Raw genomic sequence first — 14,327 nt, 5'->3', positions numbered from 1 at the left:
GCGCTCGATCCGGGAAGTAGTGGCCTCGAAGCGACCGGGAGGGCACTCGATCCGGGATCGAGCACGATCTTGCCGGGGCGGGACCCGGCGGGGTAAGCACCTACGGGTGCCCGGGTTGCCGATCATCCTCGGGGCCGAGGGCACGGCCCGCACCCGTTCCTAGCCTGGAATCAGCGCGGCGGACCGCCGCAGAGTGGGAGTACGACGATGAGTCGCAAACTGGTCCGGCCCCGCCAGGGGCGCATGTTCGCAGGTGTCTGCGCCGGCCTGGCCCAGCGCTTCGGCCTCTCGGCCAATCTGGTCCGGCTGCTGTTCCTGCTGTCCCTGCTGCTGCCCGGCACCCAGGTGATCATCTATCTGGTGCTGTGGATCCTGATGCCCAACGAGGACCGCGCGTACTGACCCCACGCCCACCTGCCTGAGCGGCTCGGGCCGCGACATCGGGGAAAGTGCTGCCTCCGCCCATGGCTGAAGCAGCACTTTCCCCGAAACCGTCGCCTCGCGCGCCGGCTGTGTCAGGGGGCCGTGTAGGTGACGGTGACCTTCTCGTAGCCGAGGGAGCGGAGCAGGCCCTCCAGCATCTTGCGGGTGTTCTCCTCGGCCCGCGCGGAGAGCCCGCTGTCCCGGGCGGCGGCGGTGATCCGGTCCTCGGCCAGCTGGTAGACCTGCCGCTGGCGGTTGGGGTCGCCGGCCACCAGGTCGTTGAGCCGGTTGAGCAGGCCACGCTGCTGGGCGAAGACGTAGCTCTTCGACATGTCGAGGTCTGTCTCGCCGAGCTGCGGGGCCGGCAGTTTGATCTCCACCGACTTCTTGTCGGCGGACTCCACGATCGCCCCCTCGGCGATCTTCGAGAAGTCGACGTACGCCTCGACCCGGCCCGCCCCCACGAAGAGCGTCCGCTCGCTGAGCAGGAAGTCCGGCACGTTCCGCCGGTCGTTCTGCAGGTCGATCACCACCTGGAAGTCGCCCTCGGCCGCGACGTACCGGCTGAGGTCGCGGATCGACTTGAGCAACGTCGGCTGGCTGCGGTCGGTCTGCTCCTTGGCGAACGGGTTGCGGAACTCCGGCAGGATCCCGGTCGCCTGCACGCCGAGCAGCACCACCACGACCAGCGCGGCCGCGCCGAGCACCCAGAGCAGGCCGCGCACCGGCCCACCCGCCGACGCCGGGGCACCCGGCCCAGGGTCGGGTGTGACGTCGGACCGGTCCTGGCGGGGGTCGCCAGCCGGGTGACCGGGGAACTCCATGGTGGGCTCGTTGATGTCACCGTCGCGGGCCATCGCCCTCACCGTCCTCCTCAGACACTGCGTCTGAAGATGACGGTAAGGCCCCCGTACGACACCCGCTCGGTGAGCGGGTGTGGATGGGAAAACCGCAGGTCAGGCGAAGGCGGAAAGACCGGTGAGGCGCTGCCCGACGATCAACTGGTGGATCTCCGAGGTGCCCTCGTAGGTCAGCACGCTCTCCAGGTTGTTGGCGTGCCGCATGATCGGGTATTCGCCGGAGATCCCGTTGGCGCCGAGGATCGTCCGGCACTGCCGGGCGATGGCCAGGGCCTCCCGGACGTTGTTCAGCTTGCCCACGCTGACCTGCTCGGGGCGCAGCTTCCCGGCGTCGGCGAGCCGGCCCAGGTGCGACGCCAGCAGCAGACCCTTGTTCCACTCGACGGCCATGTCGGCGAGCTTGGCCTGGGTGAGCTGGAAGCCCGCGAGGGGCCGACCGAACTGGGTCCGGGTGGTCGCGTACGACAGGGCGGTCTCCAGGCAGTCGCGGGCCGCGCCGAGCGCGCCCCAGACGATGCCGTACCGGGCCTCGGTCAGGCAGCTCAGCGGCGCCTTCAGCCCGGTCGCCTCGGGCAGCCGGGCGTCCGCCGGGAGCCGGACGCCGTCGAGGACGATCTCCCCGGTCAGCGACGCGCGCAGCGACATCTTGTGCCGGATCTCGCGCGCCGTCACCCCGGGCGTGTCCATGGGTACGGCGAAACCACGTACCCCCTCGTCGGTGCGCGCCCAGATCACCGCGACGTCGGCGACCGGCGCGTTGGTGATCCACATCTTGGTGCCGTCGAGGATCCAGTCGTCCCCGTCCCGGCGGGCCCGGGTGGCCATCGAGGCGGGGTCGGAGCCGTGGTCCGGCTCGGTCAGCCCGAAGCAGCCGATCGCCTCGCCGGCCGCCATCGCGGGCAGCCAGCGCTGCTTCTGCTCCTCGCTGCCGTAGCGCCAGATGGCGTACATGGCGAGCGATCCCTGCACCGAGACCAGCGAGCGGACCCCGGAGTCGCCGGCCTCCAGCTCCAGGCAGGCCAGCCCGTACGCGACCGCCGACGCGCCGGCGCAGCCGTACCCGGTCAGGTGCATGCCGAGCAGGCCGAGCTTGCCGAACTCGCGGGCCAGCTCGCGGGCCGGCACCTGGCCGTCCTCGTACCAGCCGGCGACGTACGGGCGTACCCGGTCGTCGACGAGCTGGCGCACGACGGCGCGGATCTGCCGCTCCTCCTCGCCCAGCGACGCGTCGATGTCCAGCAGGTCGAGAGGGGTCATGGACTGAGCTTGATGATTCGCTCGCTCGCGCTCGCTCATGGCGGCCACCTTAACGAAGACTCAGGAGGACGTCACTCGCCCTGCGGGCTGAGCACCAGCACCCGGGCGTGGATCTGGTTGCGCTGCTGGAGCGCCGCGCGCAACGCCCGGTGCAGGCCGTCCTCCAGATAGAGGCCGCCGTTCCACTGCACCACGTGCGGGAAGAGGTCACCGTAGAAGGTCGAGTCCTCGGCGAGGAGCTTGTCCAACGCCAGCTCCCGCTTGGTGGTGATGAGCTGGTCCAGCCGCAGCGGACGCGGCGGGATCTCGGCCCACTGCTTGAGCGTCAGGTTGTGCTCCGGGTAGGGACGCCCGTCCCGGACCGCTCTGAAGATCACGGCGCGCTACCCTCCCCCTGGCCCGGCCCGCCTCGGCGCCCGGCCAGGTCACAGCGAGACGCCACGCGGAACGGCTGATGATGTCCGTGCCAGCCTAACCGCACCCGCCACACCGCGTTTTACTCCCTCATGTCGGTTTCACTACCGCCCGTGCCCCGACCGGCCCCGGACAAACCCGTCCTCAACTCCAGCGTCCCCGCCGGACCACCTCGTCGACCGGCCGCCGGCCCCGGCGCAGCGACGGTGACCGATGGTCGGGCGCACGGTAGCCGACGGTGACCGCACCGATCGGGTGGTACTCCGCGGGCACGCCGAACGCCTCCCGGTACGCCCCGATCCGCTGCGGCGGGATGCCGAAGAAGCACGCGCCCAGCCCCTCGTCCACGGCGGTGAGGAGCATCAGCAGCGCGGCGAAGCCGGTGTCCACGTACCAGTAGGGCACCGGCCAGCGCTCCTCGGCACGATCCGTCCAGCCCTTGTCCGGCTCCGCGTACCGGTCGAGGTAGGCAGAGCGGTTGGCGTGCGGCACGACGATCAACGGAGCGCGGCGCATCCCGGCCAGCCAGCGGTCCCGGCCGCCCCCGCCCGGGCTGGCCGCCGCCCAGAACCGCTCCCGGTCGGCCGGCTCCTCCAGCACCAGGAAGCCCCAGCCCTGGGCGAAGCCCGCCGAGGGGGCGTGCACCGCGTGCGCCAGCAGCCGGTCCACCACCTCGGGCGGGACGGGCCGGTCCGGGTCGTAGTTGCGTACCATCCGACGCCGCCGGACGACCTCGGCGAACTCCACGCTCAGGCTCCGGGCCGGATGCCCCAGGCACCCCGCCAGGTCTCGCCCGGCGCCAGGACGATCAGGTCCTTGCCGGAGCGGAACGCGTCCGCCGGGCAGGTCATCGGCTCGATCGCGACCGAGCGGCGGTGACGCTCACCGGTGAGGGTGTCCCCGGTGAAGACCTGCCACCAGCCGAACTCGCGCCCCGCCCAGATGTGCACCGCCGAACCGTCCGGCGCGGCGAGGGTCACCCTCGACCCGCCGTCGGCGTCCCGGACGATGTCGCCGAAGGCCAGGTCGAGCACCGCGTCGCCGATCGGGCGGGGCTCGGTGAAGTCGTACTCGGTGCCGGCGACCCCGGTCGCGCCCACCGGGAGCAGCCGGCCGTCCAGCAGCATCCGGATCCGCCCCGGCACCCGCAGCGACAGCTCGTCCACGCCGCCCTTCGGCAGCCGGAGGTAGGGGTGCACCGAGAAGCCGAACGGTGCCGCCTCGCCGGCCAGGTTCGTCACCTCGTGCTCGGCGCGCAGCCCGTCCGCCCCGACACTCCACCGGGTACGCAGCCGCAGCGCCCACGGATAACCCGGGCTCGGCGGCAGGTCGTAGCCGAGCGTGACGCTCTCCAGCGTCTGCTCGACCAGCTGCCAGGACACCCAGTTGACCAGGCCGTGGATGGCGTTGTGCCGGGCCGGCTCGGTCAGGTCGAGCTGCAACGTCCGGTCCCCGAAGGCGTACGCGCCGTCCCGGATCCGGTTCGGCCACGGGGCCAGCACCTGCCCGGCCGAGCCGGGGCAGATCTCGTCCGCCTCGTACCCGTCGAGGTAGTCCACCTCGTCGTGCCGATACGCCCGCAGGCCGCCGCCCACCTCGACGACGACGGCCTCGTGGCCGTCGGCGGAGATGCTCCACTGTGCCCCCGACGGCGAGGGACTCACCCCGTTCTCCATGCTGGCGACCTTAGTGGATGCGCCTCACGACGGCGGTCAGTGGCGGTCGGCGGAGCCGGTGGCCGAGCGGTAGCGCAGCAGGGCCGGGAAGGCCACCACCAGCAGCACGGCGAGTACGGCCGAGAGGAGGCCACCGCCGACCCAGGCGACGCCGGCGCCGAAGCCGGCGGCCATCGTGCCGGCCCGCAGGTCGCCCAGGCGCGGGCCGCCGGCGACCACCACCGTGTTCACGCCCTGCAGCCGGCCACGCATCCGGTCCGGCGCGTAGATCAGCAGCATCGACTGCCGTAGCACCGAGCTGACCAGGTCGGCGGCCCCGGCCAGGCCGAGCAGCAGCACCACCAGCCAGAGCTGGCGCGCCAGCCCGGCCAGGGCGATCGCGACACCCCAACCCACCACGGCCAGTACCAGTGCCAACCCCTGCCGCCGCAGACGGCCGATCCAGCCGGAGGTCAGGCCGCCGACCATCGCGCCGATGGCGATGGCGCTGTAGAGCCAGCCGATCGCCGCGCCTCCACCGAGCCGGTCCTGGGCCACCTCGGGGAAGAGCGCCCGGGGCATGGCCAGGATCATCGCGATCAGGTCGATGGCGAACGACAGCAGCAGCACCGGCGTGGTGGCCAGGTAGCGGAAGCCGTCCACGATGCTGGCCAGCCCCGCCCTGCGCGCGGTTCCGTCGCCCTCCGGGTCCGGCTCCGGCGGCATCGCCGGCAGACGCAGGGTCGCCCAGAGCGAGACGGTGAACAACAGCGCGTCCACCGCGTACGCGATCGGCAGCCCGACCTCGGTCCGCCAGGTTGCGAAGATCAGACCGGCCGTGAGGGGCCCGAAGACGGCGGTCGCGGTGAACGTGGTGAAGTTCAGCGTGCTGGCCGCCGGGACCAGCTCCTCCGGCACCAGCCGCGGCAGGATCGCGCTGCGGGCCGGCGAGGTGATCGCGAACGCGGTCGACTGCACCGCCACCAGGGCGAGCAGCAGCCCCGGGCTGCCCACCCCGAGCAACGACTGAGCCAGCAGGCCCAGGGTCGACACCCAGAGCAGCGCGCCGGCGGCCAGCAGCACCTGGCGCCGGTCCCGGGCGTCGGCGACCGCCCCGCCCCAGAGCCCGAAGAGCAGCAGCGGCAGGAACCCGGCCACGCCGAGCAGGCCGACCCAGAACGAGCCGCCGGTCAGGGCGAACATCTCCACCGGTACGGCGACCGCGGTGAACTGGAAACCGAACATCGCCACGCCGTTGCCGAGCCACACCCGCCGGTACGCGGGCACGGCCAGCGGACGCAGGTCGATCGCCCAGCGGCGCGGTTCGCGCGGCCGGGCCTCCTTCACCCCCGTCACGGCGCCAGCCGCTCGGTGACCCAGGCGTCGCCGTCGGTCCTGCGGAAGCGCAGCCGGTCGTGCAGCCGGCTGGCCCGGCCCTGCCAGAACTCCACCGTCTCGGGGAGCACCCGGAACCCGCCCCAGTGCGGGGGCGCGGGGATCGGCTCGACGGCGACGAAGCGCTCGGCCGCCGCCCGGTACGCCGCGTCCAGCGCGGCCCGGCCCGGGATGACCCGGGACTGGGTACTGGCCCAGGCGCCGAGTTGGGAGCCGCGCGGCCGGCTGGCGAAGTACGCCTCGGTCTCGGCCCGGTCGACCGTCGCCACCCGGCCGGTGACCACCACCTGACGCTGCATCGGGAACCAGGGGAACACCAGGCTGGCCCACGGGTTGGCGGTCAGTTCGGCACCCTTGCGCGAATCGTGGTTGGTGTAGAAGACGAACCCCTCCGGGTCGTACCCCTTGAGCAGCACGGTCCGGCCGCTCGGCCGGCCCTCGGCGTCGGCCGTGCCCAGCACCATCGCATTCGGCTCGGGGAGCGGATACGCCACCGCGTCGGCGAACCAGCGGACGAACTGGGTGTGCCAGTCCGGCGCGAGATCCGATTCGGAAAGGCCCAGGTCGGCCGCGTACTCGTTACGCATGGCCGCCGGAGCCGGTGTGTCGCCCGTCACTCTCCACGTCCCTTTCGTCGGGGCGGCCGCGTCCCCCGACGCTGGCCACACCCCACCGACCAGTCTGGCCGAGGCCGCGCGCCTGTCCACCGGTGGGGATGTCGCGTGTAGCACAGTCGCAGCGGGTCGCGCACTTAGTTACTCAGCAGGCAAGATGGCACGAACACATCGCTGAGGGTCGCCGGAGCGCTGGGTTCGGCTGAGCCCGCGCGGGCGCACCGCCGGAAGCCAGGAGACGACATGTCCGACTTCAAACCGGGTCTGGAGGGCGTCGTAGCCTTCGAGACCGAGATCGCCGAACCTGACCGCGAGGGTGGCGCGCTGCGCTATCGCGGCGTGGACATCGAGGATCTGATCGGTCAGGTCTCCTTCGGCAACGTCTGGGCGCTGCTGGTCGACGGGCGCTTCGGCCCGGGCCTGCCGCCGGCCGAGCCGTTCCCGGTGCCGGTGCACTCCGGCGACATCCGGGTCGACGTGCAGTCCGCGGTCGCCATGCTCGCCCCGTACTGGGGGCTCAACCAGCTCCTCGACATCTCCGACGAGCAGGCCCGCGAGGACCTCGCCCGGGTCTCCGTGACCGCGCTCTCCTTCGTGGCCCAGTCCGCCCGCGGCCTGGGCCTCCCGGCCGTGCCGCAGAAGGAGATCGACAAGGCGGAGACGATCGTCGAGCGGTTCATGAAGCGCTGGCGGGGTGAGCCCGACCCGCGGCACGTCAAGGCCGTCGACGCCTACTTCATCTCGGCCGCCGAGCACGGCCTGAACGCCTCCACCTTCACCGCCCGGATCGTCGCCTCCACCGGCGCCGACGCCGCCGCCTGCATCTCCTCCGGCATCGGCGCGCTCTCCGGCCCGCTGCACGGCGGCGCGCCGTCGCGGGTGCTCACCATGCTGGAGGCCGTCGAGCGCAGCGGCGACGCCGAGGGGTACGTCCGGGGAGTGCTCGACCGGGGCGAGCGGCTGATGGGCTTCGGCCACCGGGTCTACCGGGCCGAGGACCCGCGCGCCCGGGTGCTCCGGCGCACCGCCAAGGAGCTGGGCGCGCCGCGCTTCGAGGTCGCCGAGGCGCTGGAGCGGGCGGCCCTGGCCGAGCTCCAGGCCCGCCGCCCGGACCGGGTGCTCGCCACCAACGTCGAGTTCTGGTCGGCCGTGGTGCTGGACTTCGCCGAGGTGCCGGCGCACATGTTCACCTCGATGTTCACCTGCGCCCGGATGGGCGGCTGGTCGGCGCACATCCTGGAGCAGAAGAAGCTCCAGCGGCTGGTCCGCCCGTCGGCCCGGTACGTCGGCCACGCCCCCCGCAAGCCGCAGGAGGTCGACGGCTGGGACGCCATCCCGCACGGCGTCTGACCCGACCGGCCATCCGCGCCGATCCCCGCCCGGTCCGTCCGCGCGGGGATCGCGCGTTTCCGGGGCGGGCCTCGGCCTCGACCACACCGGCACCCGCAATTTGTGGTCCACGCCTCATCAAATAGGCCGGGACCAGCCGACGGGTCGGCCGGCCCGGGTGCGAGGATGAAGGCCGGCAGTGCCGCCGGACCGGGCTCGGATCCCGGCCTCCCCGCGCGCCCGCGCGCGGCCGCCGTCGGTCCGCGCCCGCACAGAGGGCCGTCCCCGCCCACGCGGAAGGATCGAGACAACCGTGGCTGACGCACCGACCATCCGGATTCCCGACGACATCAAGCCCGCCGACGGGCGCTTCGGCTGCGGGCCGTCCAAGGTCCGTCCGGCGGCGGTCTCCGCCCTCGCCGACGTCGCCACCAGCTACCTGGGCACCTCGCACCGCCAGAAGACCGTCCGCGACCAGGTGGCGCGGCTGCGTCGGGGCCTCGCCGAGTTCTTCTCCCTCCCCGAGGGCTACGAGGTGATCATCGGCAACGGCGGCACCACCGCCTTCTGGGAGGTCGCCACCTTCGGCCTGATCCGCGACCGGGCCCAGTTCGCCAGCTTCGGCGAGTTCGGCGCGAAGTTCGCCAAGTCGGTCAAGGACGCCCCGTTCCTGGGCGAGCCGACCGTCCGCAAGTCCGAGCCGGGCACCGCCCCGACCCTGGTCGCCGAGGCCGGCGTGGACGTCTACGCCACCCCGCACAACGAGACCTCCACCGGCGTGGCCGTGCCGATCAGCCGGGTGGCGGGCGCCGACGAGGGCGCGCTGCTCCTGGTCGACGCCACCTCCGGCGCCGGCGGCCTGGAGGTCAACGTCGGCGAGACCGACGTCTACTACTTCGCCCCGCAGAAGTGCTTCGGCTCCGACGGCGGCCTCTGGCTCGCCCTGATGTCGCCGGCCGCGCTCGCCCGGGCCACCGAGATCAAGGAGTCCGGCCGCTACATCCCGGCCTTCCTCGACCTGGTCACCGCGATCGACAACTCGCGGCTGGAGCAGACGTACAACACCCCGGCGCTGGCCACCATCTTCCTGGCCGCCGAGCAGACCGACTGGATGAACGCCCAGGGCGGCCTGGCCTGGGCGGCCAAGCGCACCGCCGAGAGCGCCGGCATCGTGTACGGCTGGGCCGAGCGGGCCGGGTTCGCCACCCCGTTCGTGGCCGACCCGGCGCTGCGTTCCAACGTGGTCGCCACGATCGACTTCGCCGACGGGGTGGACGCCTCGGCGATCGCCAAGGCGCTGCGCGCCAACGGCATCGTGGACACCGAGCCGTACCGGAAGCTGGGCCGCAACCAGCTGCGTGTCGCGCTCTTCCCGGCGGTCGAGCCGGCCGACGTGGAGGCGCTCACCGCGTCCATCGACTACGTGGTCGAGCGACTCTGATCACTCGGTTACGGAGGGTGGTCGTCGGGGCTCCCGCGGCCACCCACCGTGATCATCGCCGCAGCTCAGTCACGACATGCCGGGGTGTCGCATCCCCCACCTTGGGGTAGATGAGCGTACGGTGGTGCGAGACGCCCGGGTGGCCGGCTCGTGGCGTGACGGCCAGCGGAGCGGGACGGAGGCAAGCCCATGCGCCCAGTACGCTTCGTCGCCCTCTCCGAGGACGGCCAGGCGATGGTGCTCACCGACGAGGTCGGACGCCTGCTCGCCCTGCCCATCGACGAACGCGTCACCGGCGCGCTGCACGCCGAGCCCGGCGCGACGCCCCTCGCGGTGGTGCCCAGCGCCGCCGACCCGACGCCGTCCCTCTCTCCCCGGGACATCCAGGCCCGCATCCGCGCCGGCGAGTCCGCGGAGGACGTCGCCCGGATCGCCGGTGTCCCGGTCGACCGCGTCCTGCGCTACGCGGGCCCGGTGCTCCAGGAGCGGGCCATGCTCGCCCAGCACGCCCGGCGGACCCGGCTCAAGGGCGCGGAGAAGCCGACCCCGCTGGCCGAGGTGGTCAACGGCCGGCTGGCCCAGCACGGGATCGACACCGAGAAGATCTCCTGGGACGCGTACCGGCGGGACGACGGCACCTGGCGGATCATCGCCACCTGGCCGTCGGGCAAGGCCACCGCGCAGGCGGTCTGGGACCTCGACAAGACCCGGCAGCACGTCGCCCCGCACGACGACATGGCGCAATATCTGTGCGTCGAACGGCCGACGCCGATCCTCGGCCAGGAGCCGGCGCCGGAGCGGGGCGGCCACGCGCTGCCCGGCCCGTCGCGCGGCGAGCCGAACCGGGGCGGGCACGGCCTGCCGACGCCCGCCGAGCACGCCCGTCCGGGGCGGGACCCGATCCGCGCCGGCCGGGACGCCCTGCTCGCCTCGCTGGACCGGCCGCTCGGCTCGACCTCCGGCCGCGGGCTCGAACCACGCACCCCGGCCGCGCTGGCCGGGCCGGAGGCCCCCCGCCAGCGCCCGGTCAGCGGCGGCGCGGCGGCGCTGCTCGGTGGCGGCCCCGGGTCCGCGTTCGACGACGACTCGGACGCGCCGAAGGAGGTCCCGGCCGTACCCTCGCTGGCGGTGCTCCGGCCGCGTCGCACCGGCGCGGCGGCCGCGGGCGGCAGCGACTCCGCCGAGGCGGGCGGCAAGCCGCGCAAGCGGCTGCCGAGCTGGGATGACGTTCTGTTCGGCAGCGGCCCGGCCGCCCGCGAGTCGTCCTGATCACAAGCGGCATCCCGCCGACGGGCGACGGCTCCAGGTCGCAGCGCGGCGCCGGACCGCGCCGAGCTGGAGTTGTCGTAGGCACTCGAAGTCCTCGCGTGCCAGGGTGATCCCATGGAGTACACGAACCTGGGACGCACCGGTCTCTCGGTGAGCCGGCTCTGCCTCGGCACGATGAATTTCGGGCCGCAGACCGACGAGCCGGACAGCTTCGCCATCATGGACCGGGCGCTGGAACACGGGATCAACTTCTTCGACACCGCGAACGTCTACGGCTGGAAGCTCGGCGAGGGCGTCACCGAGCGGATCATCGGCCGCTGGTTCGGCCAGGGCGGCGGGCGCCGCGACAAGGTCGTCCTGGCCACCAAGGTGTACGGCAGGATGGGCGAGTGGCCCAACGAGCAGGGCCTCAGCGCCCGGCACATCATCCGGGCCTGTGAGGACTCGCTGCGCCGGCTCCAGACCGACACCATCGACCTGTACCAGATGCACCACATCTCGCGGACCACGCCGTGGGAGGAGATCTGGCAGGCGATGGAGACCCTGGTCGCCCAGGGCAAGGTGATCTACGTTGGATCGTCCAACTTCGCCGGCTGGCACATCGCCCAGGCGCAGGCCGCGGCGGGCCGGCGCAACTTCCTCGGCCTCGTCTCCGAGCAGTGCATCTACAACCTGATGACCCGGTACGTCGAGTTGGAGGTGATCCCGGCCGCGCAGCATCACGGGCTGGGTGTCATCCCCTGGTCGCCGCTGCACGGCGGGTTGCTCTCCGGTGTCATCCGCAAGATGGCCCAGGGCGGCGCGTCCCGCAGCGCCAGCGGCCGGTCGGCCGACGCGCTCGCCGCGCACCGGCCCACCATCGAGGCGTACGAGAAGCTCTGCGCCGACCTGGGTCACGACCCGGCCGACGTGGCGCTGGCCTGGCTGCTCTCCCGGCCGGGCGTGACCGCCCCGATCGTCGGCCCGCGTACCGTGGATCAGCTCGACCGGAACCTCACCGCGCTGGAGATCGACCTCGACGAGGCCACCCTGGCACGCCTCGACGAGTTGTTCCCGCCCGTCGGCAACGGCGGCCCGGGCCCCGAGGCCTGGGCCTGGTGAGCTGACCGACAACGGCTGATCCGCCTCAGATCGGCCAGGCGGCGAGGCGGTCGTAGGTGGGGTGCGGGCCCGGGTGGCTGCGGACGAGCACCAGCTCTTCCGCCGGCCACTCGGGGCCGAGGTAGGCGTGCAGGGCCTCCCGGTCGGTCAGCACGTCGGCGCGGTCGATCCGGTCGCCGGGGCGGGCGATGGTCAGGTGGGCCCGGAACGGCTTCTCGTCGTGCGGCAGCCGGGCCCGCCGCAGCCCGAACCGGATCAGCCGGACCAGCACCGCCAGCCCCTCGACGTCACCCTGGACGTCCACCCAGAGCACGGTGAACCGGCCCCGCCCGAAGCTGCCCCCGCCCCCGAGGCGTAGCCGCGGCGAGTTGTCCCGGCCGTCCCGGAAAGTCTCGGCGGCCAGGCCGAGCGCGCTCTCCACGTCGACCAGCCGGTCCTCGGGCACGTCGCCGAGGAAGGCCAGGGTGAGGTGGGCGTTGGCCGGGTCGGCCAGCCGCACGTTGGTGCCGGCGGCGGAGGCGGCGCCGACCCGCAGCCGGGCCACCTGGGCGGTGAGGTCGTCGACCGCCGGCCGGGGTGGGTAGACCGCGACGAAGAGCCGCACCGAGGTCGCCCGGTCAGCGGTGTCGCTGGTGGTGACCGGGGCGGGCCGCGGGCAGGGTGAGCCCGGCGACGTGCAGCAGCCCCTCCACCCGTACCCGCTCGATCTCCCGGTCGACGCCGTCCAGCTCGGCCAGGTGCTCGGTGATGCCCAGCGCCCGGCAGGCGGCCCTCAGCCGCTCGTCGTACGCGTCGATGACCGCGCCGTGCCACACCACCGAGCGGTCGGCGGCGGCGAGCCGGTGGCCGCCGAGCCGGCGCAGGTCGGTGGCGATCTGTTGCAGGGGACGCCGGTCCGCCCGGTCGAGCTGGGTGAGGTCGATGTCGCGGGTGAGCGCGTCGGCCTCGATGGCCCGGTCCAGCCGGGCGATGGTGCGCCGTTCCCGCCGCTGTTCGCGCCACTCGGCCCACCGGCAGATCACCCGGTCGAGGATCTCGTCGGCGCAGAAGATCAGCGCGAAGACGGCGGGCAGGCAGCAAACAGCGAGGATTGCCAGCACCAGCAGTAGTCCCCGCGCCACGTATCGACGCTAAGGCCCATCGTTGCGGCCCGCCACCGGATTGCCCAGATCCGGCTCGAATGAATAAGGCGGAGGACCGGTCCCGGGGGTGGGAACCGGTCCTCTCGGGTGGTCAACGGGTCATTCGGCGCGGGGCGACACCACGTAGAAGCGGGGCATGGGCAGCATCCGCAGCCGCAGCCGGGCGCCGGAGCGACGCAGCTGCCAGGTGAGCGCGAGGAGCGCGGCGGCCAGCGAGATCAGGCCGCCGATCCAGATGCTCGCCCCGGCGCCGAAGGTCTCGGCCACCCAACCGATGAGCGGCGCGCCGACCGGGTTGGTGCCGAGGAAGACCAGCACCCAGAGCGCCATCACCCGGCCCCGGAAGGCGGCGTCGACGCTGAGCTGGACCCGCTGGTTGGCGGCCTGGGCGAAGAAGACCATGAAGAACCCGGTCGGCAGCAGCAGCGCCACCACCAGCCAGTACGCCGGGGACAGCCCGACCAGGGTGCCGAAGGTGGCGCAGCCGACCGCCGCACCGAGCACCAGCCACACGGAGGGGCGGCTGCGCCGCCCGGTGCCGGCCAGGGCGCCGACCAGCGCGCCGACCGCGAGCGCGGTGCTGAACAGGCCGAACGAGGCGGCACCGGTGTTGAACACGGTCTTGGCCAGCGCGGCGAGGGTGAGCTGGAAGTTGAACAGGCTCATCCCGATCACCGACATCAGCGCCATCGGCAGCAGGATGTCGGGCCGACGCGCGACGTACCGCAGGCCGTCCACCACCCTGGCCTGGTTGCGCTCGCCGGTCGGCGGCAGGTCCTTGCGGTGCAGCTCCGAGGTACGCATCTTGACCACGTTGACCAACGGGGCGATCGAGCTGAGCGCGCTGAACAGGAAGACCGGCCCGACGTCGAAGGCGGCGATGGCCAGACCGGCGGCGGCCGGGCCGATGATCCGGGCCGAGTTGAAGGTGGCCGCGTTGAGCGAGAGCGCGTTGGGCAGCAACGGCACGCCGACCAGCTCGGAGACGAACGCCTGGCGGACCGGGGTCTCCACCGCGTTCGCGACGCCGAGCAGGGCGGCGAACGCGAAGACGTGCCAGAGCTGCACCAGCCCCGTGATCACCAGCAGGCTCATCACCAGCGCCAGCGCGGTCCAGAACGCGTTGGCGACGAAGAGCAGCATCCGCTTGTCGTACCGGTCGGCGAGCCGGCCGGAGATCAGGGTCAGCAGCAGGACCGGGGTGAACTGCAACGCGGTGACCACGCCGAGCGCGGTGGCGGAGTTGCCGCTGAGCTCGAGGACGAGCCAGTCCTGGGCGATGAACATCATCCAGACGCCGATCAACTTGATCAGCTGTCCGGTGGCGAAGAGCCGGTAGTTACGGACTCGTAGGGACTGGAACATCGTGCTCAGCTTTGCCCGCACTCTTGGTGCGCCTCCTCGCGTCGGTACGCCTCATCCACGCC

At 72.8% G+C, this 14,327-nt stretch carries 15 protein-coding genes; 5 read left to right on the top strand and 10 right to left on the bottom strand.

Annotation, left to right across the window (positions count from 1 at the left end):
• The first annotated feature begins 207 nt into the window (after positions 1 to 207).
• A complete protein-coding gene (locus tag GA0070621_RS25780; protein WP_091200592.1) occupies positions 208 to 402 on the top strand; it encodes a PspC domain-containing protein in 195 nt (64 codons plus the stop codon).
• A gap of 113 nt (positions 403 to 515) precedes the next feature.
• On the opposite strand, the gene GA0070621_RS25775 is transcribed toward GA0070621_RS25780, so the two are convergent.
• The 7 genes from GA0070621_RS25775 to pdxH form a co-directional block, all read right to left on the bottom strand.
• Entirely contained in the window at positions 516 to 1,280 is a 765-nt protein-coding gene (locus tag GA0070621_RS25775; RefSeq protein WP_091200590.1) for a DUF4230 domain-containing protein, read from the bottom strand.
• Positions 1,281 to 1,379: 99 nt separating this feature from the next.
• Positions 1,380 to 2,540 carry an acyl-CoA dehydrogenase family protein gene (locus GA0070621_RS25770; protein ID WP_091200588.1) on the bottom strand — a complete coding sequence of 387 codons (1,161 nt, stop codon included), beginning with the start codon at positions 2,538 to 2,540 and terminating at the stop codon, positions 1,380 to 1,382.
• A gap of 71 nt (positions 2,541 to 2,611) precedes the next feature.
• Positions 2,612 to 2,917 carry a type II toxin-antitoxin system VapB family antitoxin gene (locus GA0070621_RS25765; protein WP_091113285.1) on the bottom strand — a complete coding sequence of 102 codons (306 nt, stop codon included), beginning with the start codon at positions 2,915 to 2,917 and terminating at the stop codon, positions 2,612 to 2,614.
• A gap of 181 nt (positions 2,918 to 3,098) precedes the next feature.
• Positions 3,099 to 3,701: a nitroreductase family protein gene (locus GA0070621_RS25760; RefSeq protein WP_091200586.1), complete on the bottom strand. Its 603-nt coding sequence runs from the start codon at positions 3,699 to 3,701 to the stop codon at positions 3,099 to 3,101.
• A 2-nt stretch (positions 3,702 to 3,703) separates the two neighbouring features.
• Entirely contained in the window at positions 3,704 to 4,630 is a 927-nt protein-coding gene (locus GA0070621_RS25755) for an aldose 1-epimerase family protein (protein WP_091200584.1), read from the bottom strand.
• Between the two features lie 36 nt (positions 4,631 to 4,666).
• Entirely contained in the window at positions 4,667 to 5,965 is a 1,299-nt protein-coding gene (locus tag GA0070621_RS25750) for an MFS transporter (protein ID WP_091200583.1), read from the bottom strand.
• Entirely contained in the window at positions 5,962 to 6,591 is a 630-nt protein-coding gene (pdxH, locus tag GA0070621_RS25745; RefSeq protein ID WP_091200582.1) for a pyridoxamine 5'-phosphate oxidase, read from the bottom strand. The genes GA0070621_RS25750 and pdxH overlap by 4 nt, the downstream gene beginning before the upstream one ends.
• A 270-nt stretch (positions 6,592 to 6,861) precedes the next feature.
• Between pdxH and GA0070621_RS25740 the strand changes: the two genes are divergently transcribed.
• From GA0070621_RS25740 to GA0070621_RS25725, 4 genes are all read left to right on the top strand, one after another.
• On the top strand, positions 6,862 to 7,968 hold the full coding sequence (locus GA0070621_RS25740) for a citrate synthase 2 (protein WP_091200581.1): 1,107 nt from the start codon (positions 6,862 to 6,864) through the stop codon (positions 7,966 to 7,968).
• Between the two features lie 292 nt (positions 7,969 to 8,260).
• Complete coding sequence (gene serC, locus GA0070621_RS25735; RefSeq protein WP_091200579.1) at positions 8,261 to 9,388, top strand: phosphoserine transaminase; 1,128 nt, start codon at positions 8,261 to 8,263, stop codon at positions 9,386 to 9,388.
• 189 nt (positions 9,389 to 9,577) lie between these two features.
• Entirely contained in the window at positions 9,578 to 10,657 is a 1,080-nt protein-coding gene (sepH, locus tag GA0070621_RS25730) for a septation protein SepH (RefSeq protein ID WP_091200578.1), read from the top strand.
• 114 nt (positions 10,658 to 10,771) lie between these two features.
• On the top strand, positions 10,772 to 11,758 hold the full coding sequence (locus GA0070621_RS25725; protein ID WP_091200576.1) for an aldo/keto reductase: 987 nt from the start codon (positions 10,772 to 10,774) through the stop codon (positions 11,756 to 11,758).
• Positions 11,759 to 11,783: 25 nt separating this feature from the next.
• Here the strand turns inward: GA0070621_RS25725 and thpR are convergent, their stop codons facing one another.
• The 3 genes from thpR to GA0070621_RS25710 form a co-directional block, all read right to left on the bottom strand.
• Positions 11,784 to 12,362 (bottom strand): RNA 2',3'-cyclic phosphodiesterase, encoded by a 579-nt coding sequence (gene thpR, locus GA0070621_RS25720; protein ID WP_091200574.1) that lies wholly within the window; start codon positions 12,360 to 12,362, stop codon positions 11,784 to 11,786.
• A gap of 13 nt (positions 12,363 to 12,375) precedes the next feature.
• Positions 12,376 to 12,879 (bottom strand): hypothetical protein, encoded by a 504-nt coding sequence (locus tag GA0070621_RS25715; protein ID WP_091200572.1) that lies wholly within the window; start codon positions 12,877 to 12,879, stop codon positions 12,376 to 12,378.
• A gap of 120 nt (positions 12,880 to 12,999) precedes the next feature.
• The gene (locus GA0070621_RS25710; protein WP_091200570.1) at positions 13,000 to 14,286 is read right to left on the bottom strand and encodes an MFS transporter; all 1,287 of its coding nucleotides are present in this window, start codon (positions 14,284 to 14,286) and stop codon (positions 13,000 to 13,002) included.
• Positions 14,287 to 14,327 lie beyond the last annotated feature (41 nt).

This window comes from Micromonospora narathiwatensis (assembly GCF_900089605.1).
Lineage (GTDB): Bacteria > Actinomycetota > Actinomycetes > Mycobacteriales > Micromonosporaceae > Micromonospora > Micromonospora narathiwatensis.
This window is presented reverse-complemented; position numbering and strand designations above follow the sequence as displayed.